We start from the raw sequence: 24,423 nt of genomic DNA, 5'->3' as shown, positions 1-24,423 counted from the left end.
CGTGAGGCTGGGCGATGGGTGCGTCAGAGCAGGACGGACAGTGCGGCGCAGTTGGCGGCGAAGGCGAGGATGGCGAGCGCGCTGCGCCGCCGGTTCCACGGGCCCCAGACGGGGCGCGGGTCGACTTCGTCGAAGTTCTCCGGGAGCCGGCCGGGGTCGACGCCCTGGATCCACCGGTTGATGGGGACGTTCTTGACGAGCGAGATGGTGACGGTGGCGGCGGCGAGCAGCGCGGCAACCAGGTACAGCAGCCGGGCCGCGGGCTGCCCGCCGCCGACGGCGAGCACCAGGTCGCCGACGAGCGTGCCCAGCAGGCAGATCGGCATCGCCGGGTCGTAGCGGGTGGCGAAGAAGGCGTGCGCGTGGACGTAGCGGTCGGGCGGCAGGGCGGCGAGCAGGGGCCAGCCGCCGAGCTGGGTGCCGAGCAGGACCCCGGCGCCCAGACCGCTGAGGAGCACCACCAGGGGGGCGAGGACCGCGGTCACCGCGGCTCACGGCGGGCGGTGGCCTCGACCTTGTCCTTGATCAGCTTCATCTGGACGGCCGTGTTGCGGTTGAGGTGCTCCGTCATGCCCGCGTCGTCCACGGGGGCCTGCGGCTTCATGTGGAAGTCCTGGATCCAGCGCATCCGCACCGCGCCGTCCTCGACGGTGTACTCCCAGCGGATGTCCATGAACTCGAACGGGCCGGTCTCCACCCGGTACGCCTCGACCGTGCGGCTCTTCGGGTCGGGGGTGCGGCGCGAGACCCAGCTCCACACGGTGCCGTTCTCGTCGGGGTGCATGGTGAGCCGGAAGGTGACGGTGGCGCCGTCGCGCTCCAGCACCTCGGCGGCGGCGTACTCGCTGAACAGGTTCGGCCAGTTCTCCAGGTCGTTGGTGATCTCCCAGACGGTCTCCAGCGGTGCGTCGATGAGGATCGAGTTGTCGGTGTGGCCTGCCATGGGTGCGCCAACCTTTCGTCAACGTCCGAGGACGACAGCTGAGTTGAAGCCGCCGTGGCCGCGGGCCAGGACCAGGGCACGGCGCAGCGGTGTGGTGCGGGGTTCGTCGGTGACCAGGTCGAGGTCGCAGCCGGGGGCGAGCTGCTCGACGCCGGCGGTGTGCGGGACGACGCCGTCGCGCAGCGCGAGCAGCGCGGTGACCACGTCCAGCGGCGCGCCGCCGCCGTACAGCCGGCCGGTGAGCACCTTGGGCGCCGTGACGGGTACGGCTCCCGGGCCGAACACCGCGCTGATCGCCCGGGCTTCGGCGAGGTCCTCGGCGGGCGTGCCGGCGCCGTCGGCGAAGACGACGTCGATGTCGCCGGGGCTCAGTCCGGCGTCCACGAGAGCCGCCTCGATGGTGCGCCGCAGCGCGGGGGGCCGGTCGGAGCCGGGGGCCGGGTCGAAGCCGGCGGCGTAGCCGAGCACGGTGCCGTACCGCTGTCCTGCACCCCGTTCGGTGGCTCCGGCGTCGCTCTCGAGAACCAGGATCGCGCCGCCCTCGCCGGGCAGGTAGCCGGCGGCCGAGCGGTCGAACGGCAGGTAGGCGCGGGCCGGGTCGACGACGGTGGAGAGCCTGCCGGTGGACAGCTGCGCGCTCAGTCCGTACGGGCACAGGGAGGCGTCGGTGCCGCCGGTGAGTACCAGCCGGGCGCCGCGCCGGGTGAGCCGGCGGGCCTGGCCGATGGCGTCGAGTCCGCCGGCCTGCTCGCCGCAGAGCACGCCGCACGGGCCGCGCATCTTGTGCCGGATGGACAGCTGCCCGGTGGTCGCGGCGTAGAACCAGGCGATGGACTGGTAGGCGCCGACCCATGCGGGCGCGTGCTGGTAGAGCGCCTCCATCTCGTGCTGGCCGAACTCGGTGCCGCCGGATGAGCTGGCGGTGACCACGGCCATCTCGTACTCGGGCAGCGTGGCGGGGTCGGCCCCGGCGTCGGCCAGGGCGGCCTCGGCGGCGGCGAGGGCGAGGTGGGTCCAGTGGTCGGTCTCGCGGGCGACCCGGCTGGGCACCGAGTCGGCGGCGCTGAAACCGCTCACCTGGCCGGCGAGCCGCACCGGGTAGGGCGTGGGATCGAACCGGCTGATCCGGTCGATGCCGGACTTGCCTGCCAGCACGGCGGCCCAGTGGGCCTCTACGCCGAGCCCGGTCGGCGCGGTGACGCCGATGCCGGTGATCACCGGCGGGCGGTGCCCGTTGGACATGGTCAGCTCCTCCCGTGGGCGACCGTCCCGGGCCGCGCCAGGACCATCGCGCTCTGGAACCCGCCGAAGCCGCTGCCGACCGTCAGCACCACGTCGGTGCGGTGCTCGCGGGCGGTGCGCGGGACGTAGTCCAGGTCGCACGTCGGGTCGGGGTTCTCCAGGTTGGCGGTCGGCGGCACCACCTGCCGGTCGAGCACGAGCGCGCAGGCGGCCACCTCGATGGAGCCGATGGCGCCCAGCGAGTGCCCGATCATCGATTTGATCGAGCTGACCGGGACGCGATACGCGTGGTCCCCGAGGGCCCGCTTGAAGGCGGCGGTCTCGTGCCGGTCGTTCTGCTTGGTGCCGGAGCCGTGGGCGTTGACGTAGCCGACCGCCGTCGGGTCCAGGCGGGCCTGGTCGAGGGCGATGCCGATGGCCTCCGCCATCTCGCGGCCGTCCGGCTTCAGGCCGGTCATGTGGTGCGCGTTGCTGCGCCCGGCGCTGCCGACGATCTCACCGTAGACATGGGCGCCGCGCGCCTCGGCGGCCGCCTTCTCCTCAAGGACCAGGACGGCGGAGCCCTCGCCGAGCACGAACCCGGCGCGGTCACGGTCGAACGGCCGGGAGGCGTGCTCCGGGTCCTCGTTGCGGGCGGTGGTGGCCCGGATCGCGTCGAAGCAGGCCGCGCTGATCGGGGAGATCGGTGCGTCGGTGGCACCGGCCAGCGCCACGTCGGCGCTGCCCTCCTCGATCAGCTGGACGGCGTGCGCCACGGCGTCGATGCCGGAGGTGCAGCCGGTGGAGACGAGGGAGACCGGGCCCTCCGCGCCGGCGGCCCAGGCCACCTCGACCGCGAGCGTGGAGGGCACCATGTAGCCGTACAGGTGCGGGACGCCGTACTCGTGGTCGACCAGCCAGTTCCGGCCCTGGTCGCTGAGGACGGTGTACTCCTCCTCCAGGCCCATGGTGCAGCCGACGGCGCTGCCGAGGCCGACCGCGATCCGCTCGGGGCGTACGGCGGCCAGGTCGAGTCCGCTGTCGGCGATGGCCTCGCGGGCGGACACCACGGCGAACTGGGCGGCGCGGTCCATGCGCCGGATCTCCCTGGCGGTCAGACCGGCGCCGGCCGGGTCGAAGTCCACCTCGGCGGCGACCTGGGAGCGGAACTCGGCGGGGTCGAAGAGGCTGAGCCGGCGGGTCGCGGTCCGGCCCTCGGTGAGCAGCTGCCAGAACGCCTCCCTGCCGACGCCGCCGGGCGCCACCACGCCGATGCCGGTGATCACCGCGCGACGCTCACCGCCGCCGCTCACGTGCCGCCACCCACCCGCGGGTTGGCCGCCTCCGGGTTCCGGACGGCTTCGGTGTCGACGTGCCCGAGCTCGGGGCGCGGCGCCAGCGGGGACAGGTGGAAGACGCACCCGGCCGTCTCGGTGCCGGTGTTCACCAGGCGGTGGCGCACGCCGATCGGGACGAGGAGGGAGTCCCCGGCCGTCAGCCGCACCGGCCTGCCGTCCAGGGTCATCTCCAGTTCACCGGTGGTGACGTGGAGGAACTCCTCGGAGTACGGGTGGTAGTGCTCGGTGACGTGGTCACCGGGTGCCAGGCTGAGGGTGCCGCCGAAGCCGGAGGTGCAGCCGACGGTCTTCGGGCTGAGGGTCACCCGCATGTCGCCGCCGCGCCTGGTGTTGGCCTCGACCTGTCCGGCGGAGACCTTCACCGTACGGGTGATGGAGGTGCGGTCGGTGTCGGTCACTGGAGCCGCCCCTCGTCCTTGGTCCACACGTAGAACGGGCTCGCCATGGCGTCCTTGGGCTCCTTCCAGTCCGGGTCGTACGGGCTCACGCAGGCCGCGAGACGGTTGTTGATGTCCTGGTAGAGCGGGTGGCTGCGGGCCTTGTAGAGGTCCGGCGAGATGTCCTGATCGGCCTCGACCAGGTGGAAGTACAGGTCGTGGAAGCGGAACAGGGTGCGTCGGGAGACGCCGACCAGGTGGGGCAGCTCGGTCGCGTCGGAGTCACCGAAGATGCTCGCGATGTCATCGGCCTTGCCCGGCTTCAGCCGGGCGACGATCAAGGTGCGGTGCACTGCTGTCCTCCTGGGGATGGGGTGCCGACACCGACATGCCAGACTGTCCCCGGGCAACCTGGAGACCGGCTCAAGTACGCGTCCAGACAAGGGACTTGAGGCGAACGCGAGTCGCGGGTGCTGGCATCGTGGCGTCCCGTGTGCCGACCTGTGGAGCGAGCCCATGCCATTCGCCGCCATCACCTACGACATCAAGCCCGGCTGCGAGGCCGAACTCGCCGAGATCTTCGGCGGCTTCCGCCGCGTGACGTCCGACCGGGTGCGCGACGCGGGCGGGCAGGACGCCGGCCGCATCCTCGCCACGGCCGTCTTCCTCCGGGACGACACCCTGGTGCGGGTCATCGAGTACGAGGGCGACCTGGACGCGGTGGCGCGTCACATGGCGTCCCAGCCGGGGGTGCGCGAGGTGGAACGGAAGCTGAAGCCGTACCTGACCCGGCCCCGGGACACCGACACCGTCGAGGGGTTCGTCGCGACCTTCCGGCGCAGCCTGCTGCGCACGGTGGCACAGATCTCGGTACGGGACGTGCCCGCGGCGTCCTGACCGTACGCGCGGATCGGGCCGGCCCCCTCCCCGGGGGCCGGCCCGATCCGTCAACCGTGCAGTGCCGCCACGCTGTTGAGGGCGAGCGCCACCATCGCGAGAGCGCAGCGCAGCAGGTGCCATCGCCGCCACAGCGGGCGCGGGTCCGTCCAGTCGGCGGGCAGCCGTTCCGGGTCGGTGACGGCCTTGACCCGGCGGTTGATCGGGACGTTGCACAGGTGGGACACGGCGGAGACCCCGAGCAGCAGGACGGCCGCCGCCGCGGCCGGCACTCCCCCGTCTCCGGACACCGCCCACAGGACGTCCGCCAGCGTCGAACCGAGGACGATGGCCGGCATGGTCGGGTCCCAGTTCCGGCCCAGCAGCTGGTGCGCGTAGACGTAGGTGCCGGCCGGCATCGCGAAGAGCGCGGGGAGAACGCTCAGCGCGACGGCGAACAGCACTCCGGCGGTGACGCCGCTGCCGAGCAGCGCCAGCACGCCCAGTACCGTGGTCATGGGCCGTCCCTCAGCGCCGGGCCGGATGGGTGTCCACGGTGAGCTGGGCGATGGGCCGCATGACGGCGTCGCGGAAGTACGCCGCGAAGCCCTCGGCGGTGGTGGTGTCCCGCTCCTCGGCGAGGTACGGGGCCAGCCGCTCCTCCAGCACGTGCACTCCGCGCTGGGCCGCCATGTGCCGGCCGATCGCGGCGAAATCGCCCTCGTAGTGGATGACCCGGACGAGGACGTCGTCCTTGACGAACACGCCGGTGCCGAGCAGCCGCCCGGCGGAACCGCCGTCCTCGGCCGTGTAGTCGGGGGTGTCGACCCGCTGGAAGTCCGCGAAGACCGCGGCTATCTCGTCCTCGTGGCCGGGCTTGACCCGGTAGGTGATCGCTGCGTACGGCATCACGCGGCTCGCAGACCGAGGGTGTCGTTGATGAGGCCGAGGAACAGCCGGGGGGTCTCGACGGCGGCCACCTCGTCGTCGGACAGTTCGATCCCGAGCTCCCGGTCGAGGACACCGGTGACCTGGAGCAGGGCGAGGGAGTCGTAGCCGAGCTCGAGGAACGGGACGTCGATGACGTCGTCGGTGTCGAGGTCGTAGGTGTCGCTGTCGCCTGCGCACTCGCGCAGCTTCGCAATCAGCTCGGGCAGGGTGAACGTGCTCATCGGGCACCTTCCTGAGGGATGGACGGGATCGGGCGAAAGCTCAGATGGCCCGCAGCAGCCGGGTGGAGGCGGGGCTCTGCGGCGGCAGGGCGAGGGCCGGGTCGGCCTCCAGCAGGGCGCTCTGCAACTCGCGCAGTTCGGGGGAGGGATCGAGTCCGAGCTCGCGGCTGAGCAGGGTGCGCAGGCGCTGGTAGGTCTCCAGGGCGGTGCTGCGGCGTCCGGCCCGGTACAGGGCGATCATCAACTGCGCCTGGAGGCCCTCGTGCAGGGGGTACTGGGCGCAGAGTCCCGCCAGTTCGCCGAGCAGTTCGTGATGGCGCCCGAGCCGCAGGTCGGCCTCGATGCGCCGGCCGAGGATGCTCAGCCGGGACTCCTCCAGGGCGCGCGCCTCGGCCTCGAGGAGCGGGCCGCACTGCACGTCGACCAGGGCGGGCCCGCGTGACAGCGCCAGCGCCTGCCGGAAGACGGCGGAGGCGGTCACACAGTCACCGGCCTCCATCGCGCAGTGTCCGCGCCGGGCGAGCCGGTCGAACTCGGCGCTGTCCAGCGTGCCGCCCTGGGTGTCGAGCAGATAGCCGCCGGGCTCGGTGACCAGCACGCTCTTGGAGCCGAGCGGCAGATCGGCGGGCAGCTGCCCGTCCAGCGCGGCGGAGATGCAGCCGCGCAGCTGCAGCACGTACGTCTGCAGGGTGGTCTGGACGCTGCGCGGCGGGTCCTCGCCCCAGACCTCCTCGATCAGTGACTCCACGGAGACCAGCCGGTCCGCCCGGCAGGCCAGCAGGGCCAGCACCTTGCGCGGCTTGGCGGCCGTCGGCACGACGGACACCCCCGACTGGTCGACCCGGAGCGGGCCGAGCAGGCCGATATCCATATCGCCTTCTCCCTTCGAGGTTCGCGGTGGTGCCGGGGTCAGTCAGCGGCGGCGAACAGGTGCTCCTCGGCGAGCAACTCGCCCAGCACCCGGGGAAGTTCGTCGTCGCGGACGAAGAAGTGACCGCCGGCCAGGGTGCGGAAGCGGAAGGACGAGGTGGTCCAGCGCTCCCACTGGGCGACGGCGCCCGGGGTGGCGACTCGGTCGCTCTTCCCGGCGAACGCCCAGATCGGGCACGGCAACGGGGTACGGGCCCCTTCGCGGAGCGCCCGGCCGAGGCTGAGGTCGGCACGGGTGGTGGCAAGCATCTCGCGCAGCCACTTGGGGCGTGCGAGGAGTTCCTCGGGCACCCCGCCGAAGGACGACAGCAGGGCCAGCAGCGCCTCGTCGTCCAGGTGGCCGGCCCCGATCAGCGGATTGGGCAGGTCGGGCGGCATGCAGGCGCCGACCACCACGCCGACGGGCGCCTGTCGTCCGGAGCCGATCCGGTGCTCGGCGAAACGGTAGGCGACCAGGGCGCCCAGGCTGTGGCCGTAGAAGGCGTACGGGCCCTGTTCGAGGAGCGGGCCGAGGTGCTCGTCGAACTCGTCGAAGAGCGAGGCGACATCGGTGATCCGGGCTTCGCCGAGCCGGCTCTCCCGGCCCGGCAGCCGGACCGGTACCACCGAGACCTGCGGGCCGATCCGGCCGGCCCAGCCGGCGAAGGCCATGGCCCCGGCCCCGGCGTGGTGGAAGCAGAACAGCCGAAGTGGCGCCCCGTCCCGCGGTCTGGCTGCGAAATACCGGTTCACGCGGCCTCCTTCGCCCCGTCGGCACCACCGGGAGGCAGTGCCCGACGATGGTGGCCAAGGACTCTGGAAGGTCACTGGACATGAACTGGAGAAGCGATCGAAGGGTCTTCGGCGTACGGGCCGTCTCACACGGCGAGGCTGCCCCGGGCCGGCATGGCGGGTGCCGTGCCCTCCAGGCCGTAGTCGTCGACCGACTCGCCGCGCAGGATGGCCCGCTGGAGGTGCTGGAGCACGGCGGACGGCTCCAGGCCGATCTCCTCGATCAGCGTCTCACGCAACTGGCGGTACACCCCGAGCGCCCGGGGTGCGCGGCCGGCCCGGTACAGCGCGACGATCAGGTGCGCGTGGAGCGCCTCGTCCAGCGGGTGGTGTCCGGTCAGCGCGGACAGTTCGCCGATCACCTCGTGGTGCCTGCCGAGCCGCAGGTCGGCGCGGATCCGCCGTTCCAGCACCCCGATCCGGGACTCCTCCAGGCGGGTGGCCTCGATGCGCAGCTGGGATCCGTGCCGCACGTCGACCAGGACCGAGCCGCGCCACAGCGCGGAGGCCGCGCCGAGCAGGGCGGAGGCGTGCTCCATGTCGCCCGCGCCGAACGCGGCGTGGCCCGCGGCGGTCAGCCGGTCGAACTCGTTCGCGTCGACCGCGGAGGGCGCCACCTCCAGCACGTAGCCGCCGTGCCGGGTGGCCAGCACGTGCTCGGCGCCACCGGGCAGCCCGCTGCGGGCGGCGGCGGCACGCAGCATGCGGCGCAGCTGGAGGATGTAGGTCTGCAGCGTGGTGGCGGCGCTGCGGGGCAGGTCCGAACCCCACAGCTCCTCCATCAACTGCGCCACCGACACGACCCGGTTGGCGTTCAGCGCGAGCAGCGCGAGGATCTGGCGCGGCTTGGCGGCCGTCGGGACGATGGACCCTCCGGACACGGCAGCGGTCAGTGGGCCCAGCACCTGAATTTCCATTCGTGGCTCCCCCGTATCTTTCCGCGATCTGCCGGGCTGCGGGTGCGTCCGGTCATTCCGGATCGTGGCACGGGGAGCGTGCCGGGAACAGTGAGATCTTCAGGAGTCGGACAGGAGTGTGCGTCTGCGGGCGGAGGTGAGATCTTCATGTGGCGGGCGTGAACTCCGCACTGGCTGATTCCGGCCGACCACCGGATGATGGTCCCGTCAACAATTCCGCCAGCAGCACACCGGACACGCGCAGGGCGTCGAGACCGTCGCCGCTTTCGCCGAATCCGGCGTCGTACAGGGCGACGCTGATCGTGTAGCGCCCCCGCACCTCGCACGTGTGGAAACTCCACTCCTCGCCGGTACCGGGCGAGCCGTCCGGGAGCAGCACCTCCCGCGCGTGACGGTCCTGCGGCCCGAAGCCGAACTCGGTGAAGCGGAACCGCATGCCCTGGCCGATGGCCTTGCTGTACGCCTCCTTCAGGGTCCACAGCCGGACGAGGGCGCTGTTCCGCGCGTCCTCGGGGAGCTTCGCCAGCTCCTCCAGCTCGTGCCGGGTGCACATCTGGCCCTCGGTGCCGAGGCCGGTCATCCGGCGGTCGCTCAGCTCGGCGTCGACCCCGATCCAGCCCCGTCGGGTGAGCCCGACCACGATCAGGTCGGCGGTGTGCGTCAGGCTGATGTCGAGCTGCTCGTGACCGCGCAGATACGGGCGTCCGCCCAGCTTGTAGGCCAGTTCCAGTGCCCCTGGCGGCTCGCCCACCACCGCTCCGGCGGTGTGCTTGAGCATCAGCCGGGAGGCCACGAACCGGGCCTTCACCGTGGGGTGCCGCATGCGCCGGAAACGGGCGTGGTCCTGCCCGAGCTGCTCGGACAGGCCGGGGTCGCCGAGGTCGGCGGGCAGCCAGTCGTCCAGCCGGGCGTGCACCAGCGCGCTGCCGTGCCGGGAGATCGCCTCGCGCACCTCCGCCCAGGGACCGTCCGGTCCGCGTACCTGGATCGGACGGGCGAACACCCGCAGGATCCGCGGGTCGGTCACCGGGTCCAGTGGGGAGACCATTCAGACCGCCCCTACCGCGGCGAGCCGCCGGGTGAGGAGTCCGAGGATCGAGCCGACGGTGCGCAGCTCGGGCAGGATCTCCGGCATCGACAGTTCGCCCAGTTCGGGGAACCGCTGCTCCAGCTGGCACTTGAGTTCCAGCAGCATCACGGAGTCGAAGTCGAGGTCGTCCACCAGCTGGAGCTCCTCGTCCAGCGCGCCGTCGTCCTCCTCGGGCGCGTCGCCGTCGAGCAGTTCCGGTGTCACTCCGCTGACGCCGAGCAGGGCGAGGCGCAGCCTCGGTGCGACCGTGCCGACGGTGGTCGTGCCGACCGTCATGACGTGGCCCGCCCGCCGCGGCCCGCGGCGGTCGCCCGGTCCGCGAGGTGTGCGGCCAGGCCCCCCACCGTCTCCGACGCGTAGATCTCGTCGGGCTCCAGCTCCAGTCCGAAGACCTCGTCGAGCGTGCCGATCAGGCCGAGCAGCCGCACGGAGTCCATTCCGAAGTCGAGCAGCGGCCGGCCGGCGTCGTCCCCGCGGATTCCGGGCGGCGCGCCCGCCTGGAGCCGCTCCCCCAGCCATGCGTGCAGTTCGTACTCGGTACCGTCCAGCGCGGTGAGCACCAGGTGCCGCCCGTGCCACGTCCGGTGGGTCATCGGTCTTCCCTTTCCTCTCGTGCCTCTCGCTCTGCTCCGGGTGCGCCGGGGGCACCGGCCAGGGGTGTGTCGTAGAGGTCGTAGCTGCGGTGCTCGCGGTACCTCGCCAGTACCTCGGCGAGCAGCGGCTCCTCGTGGTCGGGGGTGGCCTTCGGCAGGGTGGTGCCGAGGCGCCGCAGCACCCGGGTGAGAGCGGCCTCCAGCCACTCCGGGCGGGCCAGGAAACCGGTGCCCGCCGACCGCTGGTGGCGCCAGACGCCCAGGCAGGCGGCGCCGACCAGGATCAGCGCGTAGCGCTCGGCCAGGGCGTGGCCGCGCGGGTCGCCGAGCGCGGAGCGGCCGTCCCGGTCGAGCCCCGCGCAGCCGTCCCGGAGCAGGGCGAGTTCCCCCGCGAGCAGCCGGGCGAGTTCGGCGGGCCGGTCGCTTTCGGGGTCCGGGGCGTCGGCGGCGAGCGCCAGGGAGGCGGCCAGCGGGTCGCCGCCGGCCGCCGGGCTGAGCCGGCCGAGATCCAGCGGGGGCAGCCCGTCGGCCTCCAGCCGGAACAGGCCGTCCACGGGCGCGGCGGCGGACGCGGACCACGCGGTGCGGGCGAGGCGGGGCAGTTGGGGGATCACCGTGGCCCGGCAGGCCGCGGAGCCGGCCGCGCCGAGGCCGATCATCGGCAGGTCGCGGACGTTCTTGCGGAAGGCGGCGTACGCGCCGTTGCGGGCGTGGAAGTCGGCGCCCAGCAGGGTCGACAGCTCGTAGGAGGTGTCGGTGAGCAGTTGCGGCAGCAGGTACTTGACGGCCGCCGCGTACAGTCCTGCGTCCTCCGGGACCAGATGGACCGCGCGGGTCGCCACCAGTGCCAGGCAGTCGCACAGCAGCAGGTCGACGAAGGCGCCGGTCAGGGTGCTCCTGGCGTGCGAGAGGCGCTGCGGGCCGGCGACGTCGTCGTCGGCGGCGTCGCCCACCACGCCGCGGTCCACGGCGCAGGCGACCGCTGTGCGCAGTGCGGTGTCCGCGCAGCCGAGGGCCGCGGAGGGGCCGACGCCGCGCGTCACGGAGAAGATCCGCAGGACGAGTTCCAGTCCGCGTCCGGGCTCGCCGATCAGCGCGTCGGCCGGCACCGGACTGTCGTCGAACCCGATCCCCGCCACCTGGCAGCCGCGGATGCCCGAGGTCCGGTGCCGGGGAAGCGCGGTGACGCCGCCCGCGGGCAGCGCGTCCCGTTCCACGAGCAACGCGGAGTGGCTGTGCCGGCCGGTACCGGTGCGGGCGAACAGAACCAGGGCGGCGGCCCGTTCGACGTTGTTGAGCGCCTCCTTGCGTCCGCTGATCCGGAAGCCGCCGGATCCGTCGCCGGCGGTGGCGGTGGCGGTGGCGGTCAGCTCGTTGGACAGGAAGCTGCTGCCGGCCGCCAACTCCGGGTACGCGGAGACGAGATGGTGCCCGGTGAGCAACAGGCGGGCCACGGTCCGCCGCTGCTCCGGGCTGCCGGCCGCCCAGACCACCACCGCGGCGAGGAAGCTGGTGATGCCGTGGCCGAGGCCGAGGGCGGCGTCGCGCCGGAAGACCACCCGGGTCACCCGGGCGAGGGTGTCGAGTCCGGTCAACCGGCCGCCGAGGTCACGGGGTACGAACTCGGCGTTCAGACCGTACCGTTCGAGCAGCAGCTCGGCCGCCGCCAAGGGTTTCCCGCGGGCGTCGGCGGCGACGAACGCGGAGGTGCCGACCGGGTTGTCCGCGTCGGCGGGATTCCCGAATCCGCGCTCCAGCTCGGCGACCCGTCGCCGTACCTCCTGCTCCTGCTCGCCCACGGCTGCCCTCTCTCACCTTCAGGGACGGCCCGGTCGGCCGACCGTCGCCACGGGGCCGGAGGCCACGGCGTGCAGCGGCTTGATCCGGCCGCTGAGGAACAGCTGGCGCATCGCGGTGCGCCGCAGCTTGCCGCTGGTGGTGCGCCGTACGGTGCCGGGCCTCACCAGCAGCACGTGCTGCACGGCGATGCCGAACTCCTCGGCCACGCAACTCCGTACGGTGTCGGCCAGCGCGGGGAGTTCCTCGGCCCCTCCGCTCGTGCTGGTCCGCACCTCCTGGACCACGACGACCTGGTCCTGCTCCTCCCCCACCGCGAAGGCGGCCCCCGATCCGAACAGCACGCTGAGCCTCTGCACCTGCTGCTCGATGTCCTGGGGGTAGAGGTTGCGCCCGGCGACGACCAGCACCTCCTTGAGCCGGCCGGCGACGAACAGCTCGCCGTCGTCGAGGAAGCCCATGTCGCCGGTACGCAGATAGCCGTCCTCCTCCGGGGCGGCCCCGGCCGGTGCGGCCCGGAAGAGCTCGGCGCTCTCCAGGGGGCGGTTCCAGTACCCGCCGGCCACGCTGCTGCCCCGCAGCCAGATCTCGCCGACCTCGCCCTCCGGCAGGGGGCACAGCGTCTCCGGGTGGACGATCAGCGCCTCCACCTCGTCGATCACCGGGCCGACGGGCACGAAGGTGCGGGACGGCCGTCCGGGCACGGTCGGTTCGATCCGGTTGTCGGCCAGGGCGGCGGCGTCCACGGTGCGCCGGGCCGGTCGCGGGCCGGTGCCGCCGACCGCCACCAGCAGGGTGGCCTCGGCCAGGCCGTATCCGGGGCGCAGGGCCTCCGGACGCAGGCCGGCCGGGGCGAACCGCGCGGCGAAGGCGTCCAGGGTGTCGGCCCGGACGGACTCCGCGCCGCTGACGGCCGCCTCCCAGCGCGTGAGGTCGAGTTCGGCCGCCTGCTGATCGGTGACCCGCTCGACACACAGCCGGTAGGCGAAGTCGGGCGCGCCGGAGACCGTGACGCCGTACCGGTCGATCATCTGCAGCCAGCGGAGCGGTCGCAGGGCGAAGGAGCGCGACGGCATCAGCACGGTCGAGGCGCCGAGGAACAGCGGGTGCAGCAACTGGCCGATCAGGCCCATGTCGTGGTGGAACGGCAGCCAGCCGCCGAACCGGGAGTCCTCGCCGGTGCCGAGGGCGCGCTGGATGGCCCCCTGGTTGGCGAGCAGCTGGGCGTGGCTGACCACGACGCCCTTGGGCCGGCTGACCGAGCCGGAGGTGTACTGCAGCAACGCCGGCTGGTCGGGCGGGACGGCGGGGCGTTCCCAGGTGTCCGGGTCGCCCAGGTGCGGGCGGTCGGTCGCCAGGCACGGGACGTGCGACTGGCCGGCCGCCGCGAGCAGCTGGGAGACCGCCGGCGCGTGGTGGGTGTCGGTGAGCACGAGCGCGGCGGCGGCGTCCTTGAGGATGCCGACCAGCCGTTCGACCGACTGCCGGGTGCCGCTCGGGACGGGTGCGGGGACGGGGATCGCCCCGGCGTACAGGCAGCCCAGGAAGGCGGGCAGGAAGCCGGCGGTGTCGCCGTGGCAGAGCACCACCGGCGACCCGCCCGGCCGGTGCTGCTGGAGCCGGGAGGCGATCCCCTTCGCCGTGCGGTCCAGCCGGCCGTAGGTGACCATGACGTCGTCGCCGTCCCCGGTGAGACGGTACGCCTCGCGGTCCGCCAGCTCCGCGCCCCGGCGAAGCAGCAGGTCGGTGAAATCAGCAGCTCTGGCCACCACAACTCCTCTACGTCCGGTCTCCCTGCACCAGTCGAGCGTGTGTGCCATCGCTCAAGCCCGGCTCGAAGCCGGGGGGACCGCGTCCGCTCCGTTCACCAGCCCTTCAGCCGGGACAGCACGCGCACCCGGCGCAGTTGCCGCGCCAACCCCCGTTCGGCCTCGCTGAGCGGGCGGTCGACGACGACCTTCTCGGGGTGGGCCGCCCCGGGCGGGCGGCGCACCCGTGCCTCGTTCGGGGGGCCCAGCAGCTCGGCTATGACCGAAGGGGGCGGCATGAAGCCGTACATCACCCCGAGGATCGCAAGCTGCCGCAGGAAGCCGGCCAGGGAGCGCTCGGTGACGGGCGACATGGTTCCTCCTCCTCGTACGTGGCTGGTGGGGGCCTGGATGGAGCTGCAACAGCCTCGCACCAGGCGCTCAAGTCGTACTCAGGCCGCGCGCTGCCAGCTCAGGGGAGACTCGTACTCCGGCAGGCGCGGGCCCGGCAGGCGCGTGGGTGCGCGCGGCGGGTCGGCGGCGGCGAGGCGGGCGGCCAGTACGGCGGTGAGTGCGGCGAGTTCCTCGGCGGTGGGTGTGCCGCGTTCGATGCGGAGGTCGAACATCGTCGGGTGTCTCCTCACATGGGCTGGTTGCCGTGTTTGCGGCTGGGCAGCTCCGCGTGCTTGGCACGGAGCATGGCGAGTCCGGCGGCCAGTACGGCACGGGTCTCGGCGGGGTCGATGACGTCGTCGACGAGACCGCGCTCGGCCCCGTAGTACGGGTGCATCAGCTCGCTCTGGTATTCCTTGATCCGCTGCGCCCGCATCGACTCGGGGTCCTCCGCCCCGGCGATGTCCCGCCGGAAGATCACGTTCGCCGCGCCCTCGGCTCCCATGACGGCGATCTCGTTGGTCGGCCAGGCGTACGCCAGGTCCGCGCCGATCGAGCGCGAGTCCATCACGATGTAGGCGCCGCCGTAGGCCTTGCGCAGGATCAGCGAGATGCGCGGGACGGTCGCGGCGCAGTAGGCGTACAGCAGTTTGGCGCCGTGCCGGATGATGCCGCCGTGCTCCTGGTCGACGCCCGGCAGGAAGCCCGGCACGTCGAGGAGCGTCACCAGCGGGATGTTGAACGCGTCGCAGGTCTGGACGAAGCGCGCGGCCTTGTCCGAGGCGTCGATGTCCAGCACGCCCGCCAGTGACTTCGGCTGGTTGGCGATCAGGCCGGTCACCTGGCCGTCGATCCGTGCGAGTGCGCAGATGACGTTGGTCGCCCAGTGCTCGCCGACCTCCAGGTACTCTCCGTCGTCGACGATCTCCTCGATCACCTCCCGCATGTCGTACGGGCGGTTGCCCTCGGCGGGCACCAGGTCGAGCAGCACGTCGTTGCGGCGCTCGACGGGGTCGTCGGCCGGCCGTGCCGGGGGCGCCTCCCGGTTGTTCTGCGGCAGCAGCGACAGCAGATAGCGCACCTCGTCGATGCAGGTCTGCTCGTCGTCGTGGACGAAGTGGGACACTCCCGAGACCGAGGAGTGGACGTCGGCGCCGCCGAGGCCGTTCTGGGTGATCTCCTCGCCGGTGACCGCCTTGACGACGTCCGGGCCGGTGATGAACATCTGCGAGGTCTCGCGGACCATGAACACGAAGTCGGTCAGCGCCGGCGAGTACGCCGCGCCGCCGGCGCACGGGCCGAGCATGACGGAGATCTGCGGGATCACCCCGGAGGCCCGGCTGTTGCGCTGGAAGATGCCGCCGTAGCCGGCGAGGGCGGTGACCCCCTCCTGGATGCGGGCGCCGGCGCCGTCGTTCAGGGAGACCAGCGGCGCGCCGGCCGCGATGGCCATGTCCATGATCTTGTGGATCTTCTGGGCGTGCGCCTCGCCGAGCGCGCCGCCGAAGATCCGGAAGTCGTGTGCGTAGACGAACACCGTCCGCCCGTGCACGGTGCCCCAGCCGACGATCACACCGTCGGTGTAGGGCCGTTTCGCCTCCAGGCCGAAGCCCTGCGCGCGGTGCCGGCGCAGCGGCTCGACCTCGTTGAAGGAACCCTCGTCCAGGAGCAGTCCGATGCGCTCGCGCGCGGTCAGCTTGCCCTTGGCGTGTTGCGCCTCGGTGGCCTTGTCATCGGGGCCCCGCAGGATCCGCTCCCGGATCTCGTGCAGCTCGGCGACCCGTTCCCTTGCGGTCATGGCATCCTCCTCCGCGCGACGGCTGCGGTCACGCTGGGAGAGGCACCTCGGAACAGGCTGGAGACCCGGTCGACACGCGCCCGGCGGGCCCGGCGGGGGCCGCACACGCGCGGCGCGCAGCTTGGCACCCGCCCGGAGCCGGCCGGTAGTGCGGGGCTCCCGGCTCCGGCTATGACTTTTTCACGGAGCGCCCGTGAGAGCGGCACTGGTCAAGGATCGCTCGGATTTCGTTTACTCCTTGCCTGAACACGGCTCCAGCGTCCATCGACTCGCGGCCGGATCCGGCCGGATCAACGGAGGAAGAGCATGTCCATCGACAAGGACTGGCGTTTCGCAGAGCTGATCGTCCGAGCCTGGACCGACCCGGCCCTGCGCCGCCGGTACGAGCAGAACCCGTACCAGGTGCTGGCCGAGGCGGGCATCCGGCCGCTGCCCGGGGAGAGCGCGCCCGCGCTGCCGCTGGCCGAGGAACTCGACGTGGTCGTGGACCGCTTCGAACTGCTGCCCGCCGACGCCCCGGCAGCCGGTGCCTGCCTGAGCATCTGCGACGTCGAGCCCGACACCGCCGGCCGCGGCGCGGAGGCCCTGACGATATGACCGGGCGCAGGAGGAACGAGCGGGCGCCACTGATCGGTTTCAAGCGCCACCTGCGGTTGGAGGTGATCTCGGGGGACGCCGTCTACCTGATGTCGGAGCACGGGGTCGCCGCGGTCCGCGGCCCCCATCTCGCGGCCCTCGCGCCGCTGCTGGACGGCACGCGTGACCTCGCCACCCTGCTGGAGGCCGCGGCGCCCCTCGTTCCCCCTGCGCAGGTCGCGCAGATCGTGGGGCAGCTGACCCGCTGCGGTCTGCTCGGCCACCACCCGCCCCAGGAGAGCGGCGCCGAGGACCCCGCGGCCCGCGCGTACTGGGACCTCGCCGGCACCGAGGCCCCGGACGGGACCGGAACGGTACGCATCGTCACCGTCGGCGACCTGGACGACTCCGGGCTGGCCGCCGCGTGCCGTCGCGCCGGGGTCACCGTCGCCGAGTCCGGCGCCCCCGCCACCCTCGACCTGGTCGTCTGTACCGACTACCTCGACCCGCGGCTGGCCGCCGTGGACGCGGCCCACCGCGACGACGGCCGCCCGTGGCTGCTCGCCAAGCTGTGCGGCACCACGCTGTGGGTGGGACCGGTGTTCCGGCCCGGCACGGAGGCCGGCGCCTGCTGGAACTGCCTGGCCCACCGGCTTCGCGCCCACCGCTGCGCCGAGGCGCCGGTCCGCGGGGCGCACGTCGGGGCCGCGGTGGACGTGCCGCACGCCGGGCTTCCGGCCACCCGCGCTCTCGGCGCCCAGATCGCCGCCCTGGAGTGCGTCAAGTGGCTGGCGGGACACCGCGGCGAGGAGCACGACCGCGTGGTCACCCTCGACACGCTGAACCTGACCAGCCGGTCGCACCCGCTCACCCGGCGCCCGCAGTGCCCCGAGTGCGGGGACCCCTCCCTGATGGCCCGCCAGGCGGCCCGGCCGGTCGTCCTGACCGGCCGCCACCGCACCGTGCGCACCTCCGGAGGCCACCGCGCGCTGTCCGCGCAGGCGATGCTGGACCGGTACGGCCACCTGGTCGACCCGGTGACCGGCGTCGTGAAGGAGATCCGCCGCGACCGGCGCGGTCCCGAACTGCTCAACGTCTACCGGGCAGGACACAACCTGGCCCTGACTCCCCGCCACATGACGGAACTGAACGCCTCGCTGCGCCAGGAGAGTTCGGGCAAGGGAAGGACGGCGCTGGACGCCCGGGTCGGCGCGCTGTGCGAGGCGCTGGAGCGGATCAGCGGCCGGTGGCAGGGCGACGAGTCCGTCGTACGGGGCTCGCTGCGCACGCTCGGACCGGACGCCGTACACCCCGCCGACTGCCAGCTCTGGCACGAGCGCCAGATCGCCGAGCGCGCCCGGTGGAACGCCGGAGGCCACCCGTTCCACCAGGTGGCCGAGGCGTTCGACCCGGACGCGGAGCTGGACTGGTCGCCGGTCTGGTCCCTCACCCGGGAACGACACGTGCTGTTGCCGGCCGCGCTGCTCTACTACCACGCCCCCGACGCGGCCGGCCGGCGGATGGTCCGCGCGGACTCCAACGGCTGCGCGGCCGGCAGCTCGCTGGAGGACGCGGCCCTGCAGGGCCTCCTCGAACTCGTCGAACGCGACGCCGTCGCCCTGTGGTGGTACAACCGCACCCGCCAGCCGGGCGTCGACCTGACCGCCTTCGACGACCACTGGACCGCCGAGGTGCTCCGGACGCACCGGGAACTCCACCGCGAGGTATGGGCGTTGGACCTCACTTCGGACCTCGGCGTGCCGGTGTTCGCCGCGCTGTCCCGGCGCACCGACCGGGGCGTCGGCGCCCCCGAGGACATCGTCTTCGGTTTCGGCGCCCACCCGGACCCGGCGATCGCCCTCTCCCGGGCGGTCACCGAACTGAACCAGATGCTCCCGCCGGTCCTCGACTCCCACCCGGACGGCACCGGGTACGCCTGTACCGACCCGGTCGCCCTGCACTGGTGGCGCACCGCCGCCCGGGACGCCATGCCCTACCTCGCCCCCGATCCCGGCGTCCCCGCCCGCACCCCGCTCGACTACGCCTTGAGCGGTGTCGGAGGCGTGCTCGAGGAGTTCCAGAACCTGCGCCGAACCATCGAGGGCAAGGGGTTGGAGGTGTGCATACTGGACCAGACCCGTCCCGACCTGGGCCTGCCCGTGGTGCGGATCCTGGTTCCCGGTCTGCGGCACTTCTGGCCCCGGTTCGCCCCGGGGAGGCTCTACGACGTCCCGGTGTCCCTCGGCAGACTGCCCGAGCCGACGCCGTACGAGGAGCTGAACCCGATACCGCTGTTTGTCTGAGCAATGCCGAGCCGCGTAACGCCGAGCCCGAGCAGGAGCGATCGTGCCACCCGTGCAACCCCAGGGCAGTTCAGCGCCCACCCCCTCCATCGAACTGTGGTCACTGCGGGAGGAGACCCTGCTGGAGGAACTCCCGGAGGGTTCCGCCCTGGTGCTGCACTCCCGGTGGGGTGCCCTGCGCATCCCGCGCCCCGGCACGGTGCTCACCGAGACGCTGCGCCGCATGCTGCTCGGCCCCGTCCAGCTGGACAACGTGCCCGGTGTCGACGAACTCGCCGCCCGGCTCCGCCTGTTGCAAGCGCTGCGGCAGCTGACCGGGCTCGTCGTACGCTCCGTCGGCGCGCCGGACGGCGAGCGGCCCCTGCTGTCCGTGGTGCCGACGGTCACCGGCGCCCGGCTCGATCCGGTTCCGGTGCCGGCCGGGCACATGATGCGGCTGTCGCGGTTCGCCGCGCTGCGTTCCAGCGGCCACGACATGGTGCTGGAGTCGCCGCTGTCGCAGTTCCGCGCCGTCTTCGCCCGGCCCGAGGCGGGCTGGCTGATCAGCTCGCTCAGCCGGCCCGTCACCCTCGAACGAGCAGCCGCACGGATGCCGTTGGCCGCACCGGTGGTCGGAGCGCTCGTCTCCCACCTCGTCGCCACCGGCATGGTGGAGGTCGCGGAACAGCCCACGGCGCCCCACGACGCCGTCTTCCCCGAGGACCACGACCCCGCGCTGCTCCCGTGGTCCGCCGACGACCTGCGCTTCCACTGGAGCAGCCGCCCCGGCGGCCGCGACGGCGACTTCGGCGCCACCTACCCCCTGCGGGGCCGCCAGGAAGAGCCGCCCCGGCTCAAGCAGCCACCGAGCGGGCCCCGGATCAAGCTGCCCCGGCCGGGCCCCGGCGTCCCCGACTGGGACACCTCCCTGACCGAGGTCCTGGAGCGGCGGCGTTCGGTTCGCGACCACGGATCCACCGGTCTGACGCTCCACCAGCTCGGTGAGGTCCTCCACCGCTCCCTGCGGGTCCGGGAGCCCGCCGTGCCCGGCGCCCCGCACGAGCCGCAGCGCCGCCCGTACCCGAGCGGCGGCGCGCGCTACGAGCTGGAGTGCTATCTGACCGTGGGCCGATGCGCCGGCCTCGAACCCGGCGCCTACTACTACGACCCCCTCGACCACGCGCTGATCCGGCTGCCCGCCCGCGCACAGCTGACCACCGCGCTCCTCGACGAGGCACAGGCCGGTACGGGCATGAGTGCCCAGCCCGCGCTGCTGCTCACCTTGACGGCCAGGTTCGCCCGGGTCTCCTGGAAGTACAGCGGGCTCGCGTACGCGCTGACGCTGAAGCACGCCGGCGTGGTGCAGCAGACGCTGTATCTGCTGGCGACCGGCATGGGTCTGGCACCGTGTGCGCTGGGCACCGGCACCACCCAGCTGTCGGCGGAGGCGTTCGGTCTTGACTGGCGGGAAGAGTCGGCGGTCGGCGAGTTCATCCTCGGTGCCCTCCCGGAGGAACGCGAAGTGTCCTCAAGGGACTGACCGACAACCGTCACACCACGCATAGTTGGCTGCAACGTCAAGGTACGGCATTACCATCGACCGTTGCCCCCGTCCGGTGTGACCAGAGGGAGAGCCATGACAGACCGTTACACGGAGAGCCCCGTCAGGCAGGAACCCGGAGTCCGGGTCCTCGGCATCGAGGCTCCGGCGCCGCGGTTCGCACTGGTCGTGGTCTGGACGGTCATCGCGGCGTTCCTGACGATGCAGGTCGTCGACATCCTCAACGAAGGGATCACCGCGGTCACCGTCGCCTGCAGCGCCACCGTGCTGCCCGCGATCCTCGGGCTCCAACTGGTCCACACCCTCCCGCGGTTCCGCCGGCTGCGCGCCAGATACGGACGCTGGACGCTGCTCGGGCAGGCACTGCTCACGGTCGTGCCCGTGCTGTTACTCGGCGGGCCGTGGGGCGGGATGGGCGGCTTCACCGGCGCGTCCATGTTGATCCTGCTGCCCCGCCGAGTGGCGCTCCCGGCGTTCGGCGCGCTGATCGTGGCCATCGGCGTGGGCACCGCCCACACCGAGCAGGGCACCGTCGTCAACGTTCTGTACATGATGATGTCGACGCTGGTCACCGGCATCATCGTGTACAGCCTCACCCTGCTGTCCGACCTCACGCTGGCCGTGCACGAGGCACAGGAGGACATCACCCGCGTCGCCGTCATCAAGGAACGGCTGCGGTTCGCCCGGGACCTGCACGACCTCCTGGGCTTCACCCTGTCGGCGATCACGCTGAAGAGCGAACTGGCCCACACCATGGTCAACCGCTCGCCCGAGCGGGCCAGGACGGAGCTGGAGAGCATCGTCGAGCTGTCGCGCCAAGCCCTGCGGGACGTCCGCGAGGTGGCCCGGAGCTACCGTTCGATGTCGCTCCTGACGGAACTGTCCTCGGCCCGCTCCGTGCTGTCGGCGGCCGGCATAGACGCCCATCTACGGGTGGACTGCGGCCGGTTGTCGGGGAGCGCCGACACCGTGCTGGCGACGGTGCTGCGTGAGGGTGTCACCAACGTGATACGGCACAGCAAGGCTTCCCGCTGCACCATCGACGCGGTCGCCCAGGAAGGCGTGATCAGCCTGCGCCTGGCGAACGACGGCGTGCCGCCGCGGCTGCGCGAGCTCGGCCGGTGCCGCCCGGAGCAGCTCGCCCGGGACAACGGCGGCCTGTCCAACCTCGCCCTGCGGCTCTCCGAGGTCGGCGGCACCTTCTCCGCCGAGGTGCGCGAGGACGGCTGGTTCCACCTGGAGGCCTCGGCCGCGGCGGACGCCCACGAGACGCCGGCGCCGGACGCGGACGCCTCCGACGACGAGAGCCTGGTGGGGTGAGCACGGGGTCCTGCTCCGGGACCCCGCCGGGCCGGAGGACGTGATCCGGTCGAGCGGCCCCGGGCTTCCGAGCCCGACGCGATCGGGGCGAGCGCCCCTGGGGGCCTGCCGATCGGGCCGGGCTCGCGACGCCCGGCCCGACCGGCGACACACCGCCTAGGTGTATTGATCACGAGCGTTGTTGACACGGCCGTGCTCTTGAACATCGCGAAGACCTCCGGTGTGGTGGGAGCCGTCTAGGAACTCACCGCCCGGAGGTCTTCGTGGCCCACCGTAATGCCCGGCTGACCGTCTTCGGTAGGAGACTGCTGGTCGAACGTGTCTGCTCAGGCCGTCCGGTCGCGCATGTGGCCGCCGAGATGGGTATCTCCCGGGCCACGGCCCACAAATGGATCCGCCGGTGGCGGGCCGAGGGCGAGGCGGGTCTGCACGACCGGTCGACCGGCACGGTGATCCGCCGCTACGAACGCGACCGTCCCGGCGAGCTGATCCACGTGGACGTGAAGAAGCTCGGCCGGATCCCCGACGGCGGCGGCCACAGGACCCTGGGCCGCCAGGCCGGCCGGGCCACCCGCAGCAACATGGGCTTCGACTACATCCACTCCGCCGTCGACGACCACTCCCGTCCGGCCTACAGCGAGATCCACGGCGACGAGAAGGTCGCGACCTGCGCGGGCTTCCTGATCCGCGCGGCCGCCTTCTTCCACTCCCAGGGCATCGACCGGATCGAGCGGGTCTTGACCGACAACGCCCGGGCCTACCGCAAGGGCCTGGCCTGGAAGGCCGCCCTCGCGGAACTCGGCGCCACGGGCAAACTCACCCGCGCCTACCGGCCCCAGACCAACGGCAAGGTCGAACGCTTCAACCGCACCCTCCTCGACGAGTGGGCCTATCTGCGGCCCTACACCTCCAACACCGAGCGGACCGACGCCCTGGCAGACTTCCTCCACACCTACAACCACCACCGCTGCCACACCGCACTCGACGGACACCCACCCATCACCCGCGTCAACAACGCTGCAGGTCAATACACCTAGAGCCAGCCGGCCTCGCGCGCGATCCGTACCGCGTCCAGCCGGTTGCGGGCGTTCAGCTTGACCGAGGTCGCGGTGAGGTAGTTCCGCACGGTGCCCACCGACAGGTAGAGCCGGCCCGCGATCTCCGCGACCTCGGCGCCGTCTGCCGCCAGCCGCAGCACCTCCGTCTCCCGCTCGGTCAGCGGACTGTCCCCGCTGTCCCACGCGGCCACCATGAGATCCGGGTCCACGACCCGTTCGCCCTGCGCCACCCTGCGTATGGCCTGGGCGAGTTGACGCGGCGGCGCGTCCTTCAGGATGAACCCGCGCACCCCTGCGCGCAGCGCCCGCCGGAACGTTCCCGGCCGGCCGAGGCTGGTGAGGATCAGCGTCTGGCACTCCGGCAGCACGTCGCGCAGCTGGGCCGCCGCGGTGAGTCCGTCCATGCCCGCCAGATCGATGTCGAGGACCGCGACGTCCGGCCGCTTCTCCAGGGCCGTGGGGACGATCTCGTCGCCGTTCGCCAGCTCCGCGACGACGTCGATGTCCTCTTCCAACTCGAGGAGCGCCACCAGGGCGCCTCGCACCATGTGCATGTCCTCGGCAAGTAACACCCGGATGCTCAACGTAAGTTCCCCCAAGCCGCTTGATCGCGAGGGCAGATGTTACCCCGGTACACGCTCCCGACCACGCCCCGGACGTGAACAGCCGTGACTGGAGCCCGACTTGGACGAGCAGCGCGGGAAGGTTGCGCCCCAGGATGTGGAGGTCGCGTGCGGTAGGCGTGCCAGGCGGCGCGGCGGGACGGCAGCGGGTGAGGAAGGCGGTCTGCAGGCCGGGGGGCGTCGCGGACGGTGAGGCCGGCCGCGTCGCCGACGCGCAGCAGGTGGCCCAGGACGCCGTCGGGCCGTGTCGTGCGGGCCGCCGGGGATGCCGTGCAGGGCGTCGTACCCGTTTCAGACGCTGTTGGCGTCCAGCAGGCGGCGCGTGCGGTCGCTCGCGCCGCTGAGGGTGAGGGGGACGCCGATGCCGGCGCACATGCGGTGGGCGCGGGCCAGGGCACTGAGGGTCGCGGGGCTGGGGTCGGCGGCCGGGACCGCGATGACGACCCGGACGGGCCGGTGCTCCTGGACGAGGGCCTGGATCTGGAGCGCCGCCGCGGCGCGGTTGGTGACGTCCAGGTCGCGGTGGAGCGTGACGTGCAGGGCGTCGTGGCGTACGGCGTGGCTGATGAGCAAGGTGTCCCTCCGCGCAGGACGAGGAGGCCCACGGCCGGACGGTCGGTGTGGGCGGTTCGTCCGAGGATGTCACGAGTGGTGGCCCGAGGGCGTTCTCGGGGCGTTCACCGCGCGGAGTGTCGGTGGCACGTCACAGGAGGCGGCCCCGCTCTACCGGCACGGCAGGCATGCCGGGGTGCCGGCCGCGCCGGGGTGCCGGCCGCGCCGGGGCGGCGGCCGTGGCGGGGCGGCGGCCCTGCCGCGTGCCAGCCGCGCCGGGGTGGCGGACATGCCGGGGTGCCGGCCGTGGCGGGGCGGCGGTCATGCCGGGGCGCCGGACATGGCAGGGCGCCGGACATGGCGACGTGGCCGAGGCCTTCGTGTCCGGGATGGGCCGGAGCCCGAGCCGTGCAGCGGGCTCGGGCTCCGGCGGGGGTGCACGTCAGGCGTACACCGGCGTGGTGCCC

The 24,423-nt window shown here is 72.8% G+C and carries 28 protein-coding genes; 6 read left to right on the top strand and 22 right to left on the bottom strand.

Translation table 11 applies throughout. From position 1 onward, the window contains the following. Window positions 1-23: 23 nt before the first annotated feature. From GGE06_RS39375 to GGE06_RS39350, 6 genes are read right to left on the bottom strand one after another with little or no spacing between them, the layout of a single operon-like run. Window positions 24-485: an anthrone oxygenase family protein gene (locus GGE06_RS39375; RefSeq protein WP_184933060.1), complete on the bottom strand. Its 462-nt coding sequence runs from the start codon at window positions 483-485 to the stop codon at window positions 24-26. Next, window positions 482-943, bottom strand: coding sequence for an SRPBCC family protein (locus GGE06_RS39370; protein WP_116157710.1), 462 nt, complete (start codon window positions 941-943; stop codon window positions 482-484). Before GGE06_RS39370 ends, GGE06_RS39375 begins: the two co-directional genes overlap by 4 nt. Window positions 944-961: 18 nt before the next feature. Continuing rightward, window positions 962-2,185, bottom strand: a complete 1,224-nt coding sequence (locus GGE06_RS39365) for a ketosynthase chain-length factor (protein ID WP_116157711.1) — start codon at window positions 2,183-2,185, stop codon at window positions 962-964. Between the two features lie 2 nt (window positions 2,186-2,187). Continuing rightward, the gene (locus GGE06_RS39360; RefSeq protein WP_147321053.1) at window positions 2,188-3,477 is read right to left on the bottom strand and encodes a beta-ketoacyl-[acyl-carrier-protein] synthase family protein; all 1,290 of its coding nucleotides are present in this window, start codon (window positions 3,475-3,477) and stop codon (window positions 2,188-2,190) included. Beyond that, window positions 3,474-3,920, bottom strand: coding sequence for a cupin domain-containing protein (locus GGE06_RS39355; protein ID WP_312883467.1), 447 nt, complete (start codon window positions 3,918-3,920; stop codon window positions 3,474-3,476). The genes GGE06_RS39360 and GGE06_RS39355 overlap by 4 nt, the downstream gene beginning before the upstream one ends. Then, window positions 3,917-4,252: a TcmI family type II polyketide cyclase gene (locus GGE06_RS39350; RefSeq protein WP_116157712.1), complete on the bottom strand. Its 336-nt coding sequence runs from the start codon at window positions 4,250-4,252 to the stop codon at window positions 3,917-3,919. The genes GGE06_RS39355 and GGE06_RS39350 overlap by 4 nt, the downstream gene beginning before the upstream one ends. A 163-nt stretch (window positions 4,253-4,415) precedes the next feature. On the opposite strand from GGE06_RS39350, the gene GGE06_RS39345 reads away from it, so the two are divergent. Continuing rightward, entirely contained in the window at window positions 4,416-4,796 is a 381-nt protein-coding gene (locus tag GGE06_RS39345; RefSeq protein ID WP_116157713.1) for a SchA/CurD-like domain-containing protein, read from the top strand. A 50-nt stretch (window positions 4,797-4,846) separates the two neighbouring features. On the opposite strand, the gene GGE06_RS39340 is transcribed toward GGE06_RS39345, so the two are convergent. The 14 genes from GGE06_RS39340 to GGE06_RS39275 all read right to left on the bottom strand — a co-directional run bounded on the left by GGE06_RS39340 (window position 4,847) and on the right by GGE06_RS39275 (window position 15,984). Continuing rightward, window positions 4,847-5,293: an anthrone oxygenase family protein gene (locus GGE06_RS39340; protein ID WP_116157714.1), complete on the bottom strand. Its 447-nt coding sequence runs from the start codon at window positions 5,291-5,293 to the stop codon at window positions 4,847-4,849. A 10-nt stretch (window positions 5,294-5,303) separates the two neighbouring features. After that, window positions 5,304-5,684, bottom strand: a complete 381-nt coding sequence (locus GGE06_RS39335) for a SchA/CurD-like domain-containing protein (RefSeq protein ID WP_116157715.1) — start codon at window positions 5,682-5,684, stop codon at window positions 5,304-5,306. Beyond that, a complete protein-coding gene (locus tag GGE06_RS39330; protein WP_116157716.1) occupies window positions 5,684-5,947 on the bottom strand; it encodes an acyl carrier protein in 264 nt (87 codons plus the stop codon). Before GGE06_RS39330 ends, GGE06_RS39335 begins: the two co-directional genes overlap by 1 nt. 40 nt (window positions 5,948-5,987) lie before the next feature. Continuing rightward, window positions 5,988-6,818: an AfsR/SARP family transcriptional regulator gene (locus GGE06_RS39325; protein WP_116157717.1), complete on the bottom strand. Its 831-nt coding sequence runs from the start codon at window positions 6,816-6,818 to the stop codon at window positions 5,988-5,990. A gap of 38 nt (window positions 6,819-6,856) precedes the next feature. Next, window positions 6,857-7,609: a thioesterase II family protein gene (locus tag GGE06_RS39320; protein WP_184933059.1), complete on the bottom strand. Its 753-nt coding sequence runs from the start codon at window positions 7,607-7,609 to the stop codon at window positions 6,857-6,859. Between the two features lie 125 nt (window positions 7,610-7,734). After that, the gene (locus tag GGE06_RS39315) at window positions 7,735-8,565 is read right to left on the bottom strand and encodes an AfsR/SARP family transcriptional regulator (protein WP_116157719.1); all 831 of its coding nucleotides are present in this window, start codon (window positions 8,563-8,565) and stop codon (window positions 7,735-7,737) included. A 145-nt stretch (window positions 8,566-8,710) separates the two neighbouring features. After that, entirely contained in the window at window positions 8,711-9,613 is a 903-nt protein-coding gene (locus GGE06_RS39310; protein WP_116157720.1) for a 4'-phosphopantetheinyl transferase family protein, read from the bottom strand. Then, window positions 9,614-9,931 (bottom strand): phosphopantetheine-binding protein, encoded by a 318-nt coding sequence (locus GGE06_RS39305; protein WP_116157721.1) that lies wholly within the window; start codon window positions 9,929-9,931, stop codon window positions 9,614-9,616. After that, window positions 9,928-10,248, bottom strand: coding sequence for an acyl carrier protein (locus GGE06_RS39300; protein WP_116157722.1), 321 nt, complete (start codon window positions 10,246-10,248; stop codon window positions 9,928-9,930). The genes GGE06_RS39305 and GGE06_RS39300 overlap by 4 nt, the downstream gene beginning before the upstream one ends. Continuing rightward, complete coding sequence (locus GGE06_RS39295; protein WP_184933058.1) at window positions 10,245-12,047, bottom strand: acyl-CoA dehydrogenase family protein; 1,803 nt, start codon at window positions 12,045-12,047, stop codon at window positions 10,245-10,247. Before GGE06_RS39295 ends, GGE06_RS39300 begins: the two co-directional genes overlap by 4 nt. A gap of 18 nt (window positions 12,048-12,065) precedes the next feature. Next, window positions 12,066-13,814 carry a fatty acyl-AMP ligase gene (locus GGE06_RS39290; protein ID WP_181924435.1) on the bottom strand — a complete coding sequence of 583 codons (1,749 nt, stop codon included), beginning with the start codon at window positions 13,812-13,814 and terminating at the stop codon, window positions 12,066-12,068. Between the two features lie 95 nt (window positions 13,815-13,909). Further along, window positions 13,910-14,167, bottom strand: coding sequence for a DUF6059 family protein (locus GGE06_RS39285; RefSeq protein WP_116157725.1), 258 nt, complete (start codon window positions 14,165-14,167; stop codon window positions 13,910-13,912). A 78-nt stretch (window positions 14,168-14,245) separates the two neighbouring features. After that, window positions 14,246-14,419 carry an acyl-CoA carboxylase epsilon subunit gene (locus tag GGE06_RS39280; RefSeq protein ID WP_184933057.1) on the bottom strand — a complete coding sequence of 58 codons (174 nt, stop codon included), beginning with the start codon at window positions 14,417-14,419 and terminating at the stop codon, window positions 14,246-14,248. Window positions 14,420-14,433: 14 nt separating this feature from the next. Next, window positions 14,434-15,984 (bottom strand): acyl-CoA carboxylase subunit beta, encoded by a 1,551-nt coding sequence (locus GGE06_RS39275; RefSeq protein WP_184933056.1) that lies wholly within the window; start codon window positions 15,982-15,984, stop codon window positions 14,434-14,436. Window positions 15,985-16,290: 306 nt separating this feature from the next. On the opposite strand from GGE06_RS39275, the gene GGE06_RS39270 reads away from it, so the two are divergent. The 5 genes from GGE06_RS39270 to GGE06_RS39250 all read left to right on the top strand — a co-directional run bounded on the left by GGE06_RS39270 (window position 16,291) and on the right by GGE06_RS39250 (window position 22,760). Continuing rightward, a complete protein-coding gene (locus tag GGE06_RS39270) occupies window positions 16,291-16,581 on the top strand; it encodes a hypothetical protein (RefSeq protein WP_116157728.1) in 291 nt (96 codons plus the stop codon). Then, window positions 16,578-18,863, top strand: coding sequence for a TOMM precursor leader peptide-binding protein (locus GGE06_RS39265; RefSeq protein ID WP_184933055.1), 2,286 nt, complete (start codon window positions 16,578-16,580; stop codon window positions 18,861-18,863). Before GGE06_RS39270 ends, GGE06_RS39265 begins: the two co-directional genes overlap by 4 nt. Before the next feature lie 43 nt (window positions 18,864-18,906). Then, entirely contained in the window at window positions 18,907-20,382 is a 1,476-nt protein-coding gene (locus GGE06_RS39260) for a SagB/ThcOx family dehydrogenase (RefSeq protein ID WP_184933054.1), read from the top strand. 96 nt (window positions 20,383-20,478) lie between these two features. Next, a complete protein-coding gene (locus tag GGE06_RS39255) occupies window positions 20,479-21,723 on the top strand; it encodes a sensor histidine kinase (RefSeq protein WP_184933053.1) in 1,245 nt (414 codons plus the stop codon). 263 nt (window positions 21,724-21,986) lie between these two features. Further along, entirely contained in the window at window positions 21,987-22,760 is a 774-nt protein-coding gene (locus GGE06_RS39250; protein ID WP_184933052.1) for an integrase core domain-containing protein, read from the top strand. Here GGE06_RS39250 and GGE06_RS39245 read toward each other — a convergent pair. Both GGE06_RS39245 and GGE06_RS39240 read right to left on the bottom strand, forming a co-directional pair. Beyond that, on the bottom strand, window positions 22,757-23,365 hold the full coding sequence (locus GGE06_RS39245) for a response regulator transcription factor (RefSeq protein WP_116157733.1): 609 nt from the start codon (window positions 23,363-23,365) through the stop codon (window positions 22,757-22,759). The two genes, GGE06_RS39250 and GGE06_RS39245, sit on opposite strands and share 4 nt — an antisense overlap. Before the next feature lie 330 nt (window positions 23,366-23,695). After that, window positions 23,696-23,977, bottom strand: coding sequence for a hypothetical protein (locus GGE06_RS39240; RefSeq protein ID WP_116157734.1), 282 nt, complete (start codon window positions 23,975-23,977; stop codon window positions 23,696-23,698). Window positions 23,978-24,423 lie beyond the last annotated feature (446 nt).

The sequence above is a fragment of the Streptomyces nymphaeiformis genome, assembly GCF_014203895.1.
GTDB lineage: Bacteria > Actinomycetota > Actinomycetes > Streptomycetales > Streptomycetaceae > Streptomyces > Streptomyces nymphaeiformis.
The sequence above is the reverse complement of the archived record's forward strand: the minus strand, read 5'-3'. Positions and strand labels throughout refer to the sequence as shown.

Excerpts from the sequence above, each read along its gene's own strand:
- GGE06_RS39255 (WP_184933053.1), top strand. The coding sequence starts at position 20,479 with ATGACAGACCGTTACACGGAGAGCCCCGTCAGGCAGGAACCCGGAGTC.
- GGE06_RS39345 (WP_116157713.1), top strand. The coding sequence starts at position 4,416 with ATGCCATTCGCCGCCATCACCTACGACATCAAGCCCGGCTGCGAGGCC.
- GGE06_RS39365 (WP_116157711.1), bottom strand. The coding sequence starts at position 2,185 with ATGTCCAACGGGCACCGCCCGCCGGTGATCACCGGCATCGGCGTCACC.
- GGE06_RS39370 (WP_116157710.1), bottom strand. The coding sequence starts at position 943 with ATGGCAGGCCACACCGACAACTCGATCCTCATCGACGCACCGCTGGAG.
- GGE06_RS39280 (WP_184933057.1), bottom strand. The coding sequence starts at position 14,419 with ATGTTCGACCTCCGCATCGAACGCGGCACACCCACCGCCGAGGAACTC.
- GGE06_RS39330 (WP_116157716.1), bottom strand. The coding sequence starts at position 5,947 with ATGAGCACGTTCACCCTGCCCGAGCTGATTGCGAAGCTGCGCGAGTGC.
- GGE06_RS39285 (WP_116157725.1), bottom strand. The coding sequence starts at position 14,167 with ATGTCGCCCGTCACCGAGCGCTCCCTGGCCGGCTTCCTGCGGCAGCTT.
- GGE06_RS39340 (WP_116157714.1), bottom strand. The coding sequence starts at position 5,293 with ATGACCACGGTACTGGGCGTGCTGGCGCTGCTCGGCAGCGGCGTCACC.
- GGE06_RS39310 (WP_116157720.1), bottom strand. The coding sequence starts at position 9,613 with ATGGTCTCCCCACTGGACCCGGTGACCGACCCGCGGATCCTGCGGGTG.
- GGE06_RS39300 (WP_116157722.1), bottom strand. The coding sequence starts at position 10,248 with ATGACCCACCGGACGTGGCACGGGCGGCACCTGGTGCTCACCGCGCTG.
- GGE06_RS39270 (WP_116157728.1), top strand. The coding sequence starts at position 16,291 with ATGTCCATCGACAAGGACTGGCGTTTCGCAGAGCTGATCGTCCGAGCC.
- GGE06_RS39315 (WP_116157719.1), bottom strand. The coding sequence starts at position 8,565 with ATGGAAATTCAGGTGCTGGGCCCACTGACCGCTGCCGTGTCCGGAGGG.
- GGE06_RS39335 (WP_116157715.1), bottom strand. The coding sequence starts at position 5,684 with ATGCCGTACGCAGCGATCACCTACCGGGTCAAGCCCGGCCACGAGGAC.
- GGE06_RS39305 (WP_116157721.1), bottom strand. The coding sequence starts at position 9,931 with ATGACGGTCGGCACGACCACCGTCGGCACGGTCGCACCGAGGCTGCGC.
- GGE06_RS39265 (WP_184933055.1), top strand. The coding sequence starts at position 16,578 with ATGACCGGGCGCAGGAGGAACGAGCGGGCGCCACTGATCGGTTTCAAG.
- GGE06_RS39325 (WP_116157717.1), bottom strand. The coding sequence starts at position 6,818 with ATGGATATCGGCCTGCTCGGCCCGCTCCGGGTCGACCAGTCGGGGGTG.
- GGE06_RS39275 (WP_184933056.1), bottom strand. The coding sequence starts at position 15,984 with ATGACCGCAAGGGAACGGGTCGCCGAGCTGCACGAGATCCGGGAGCGG.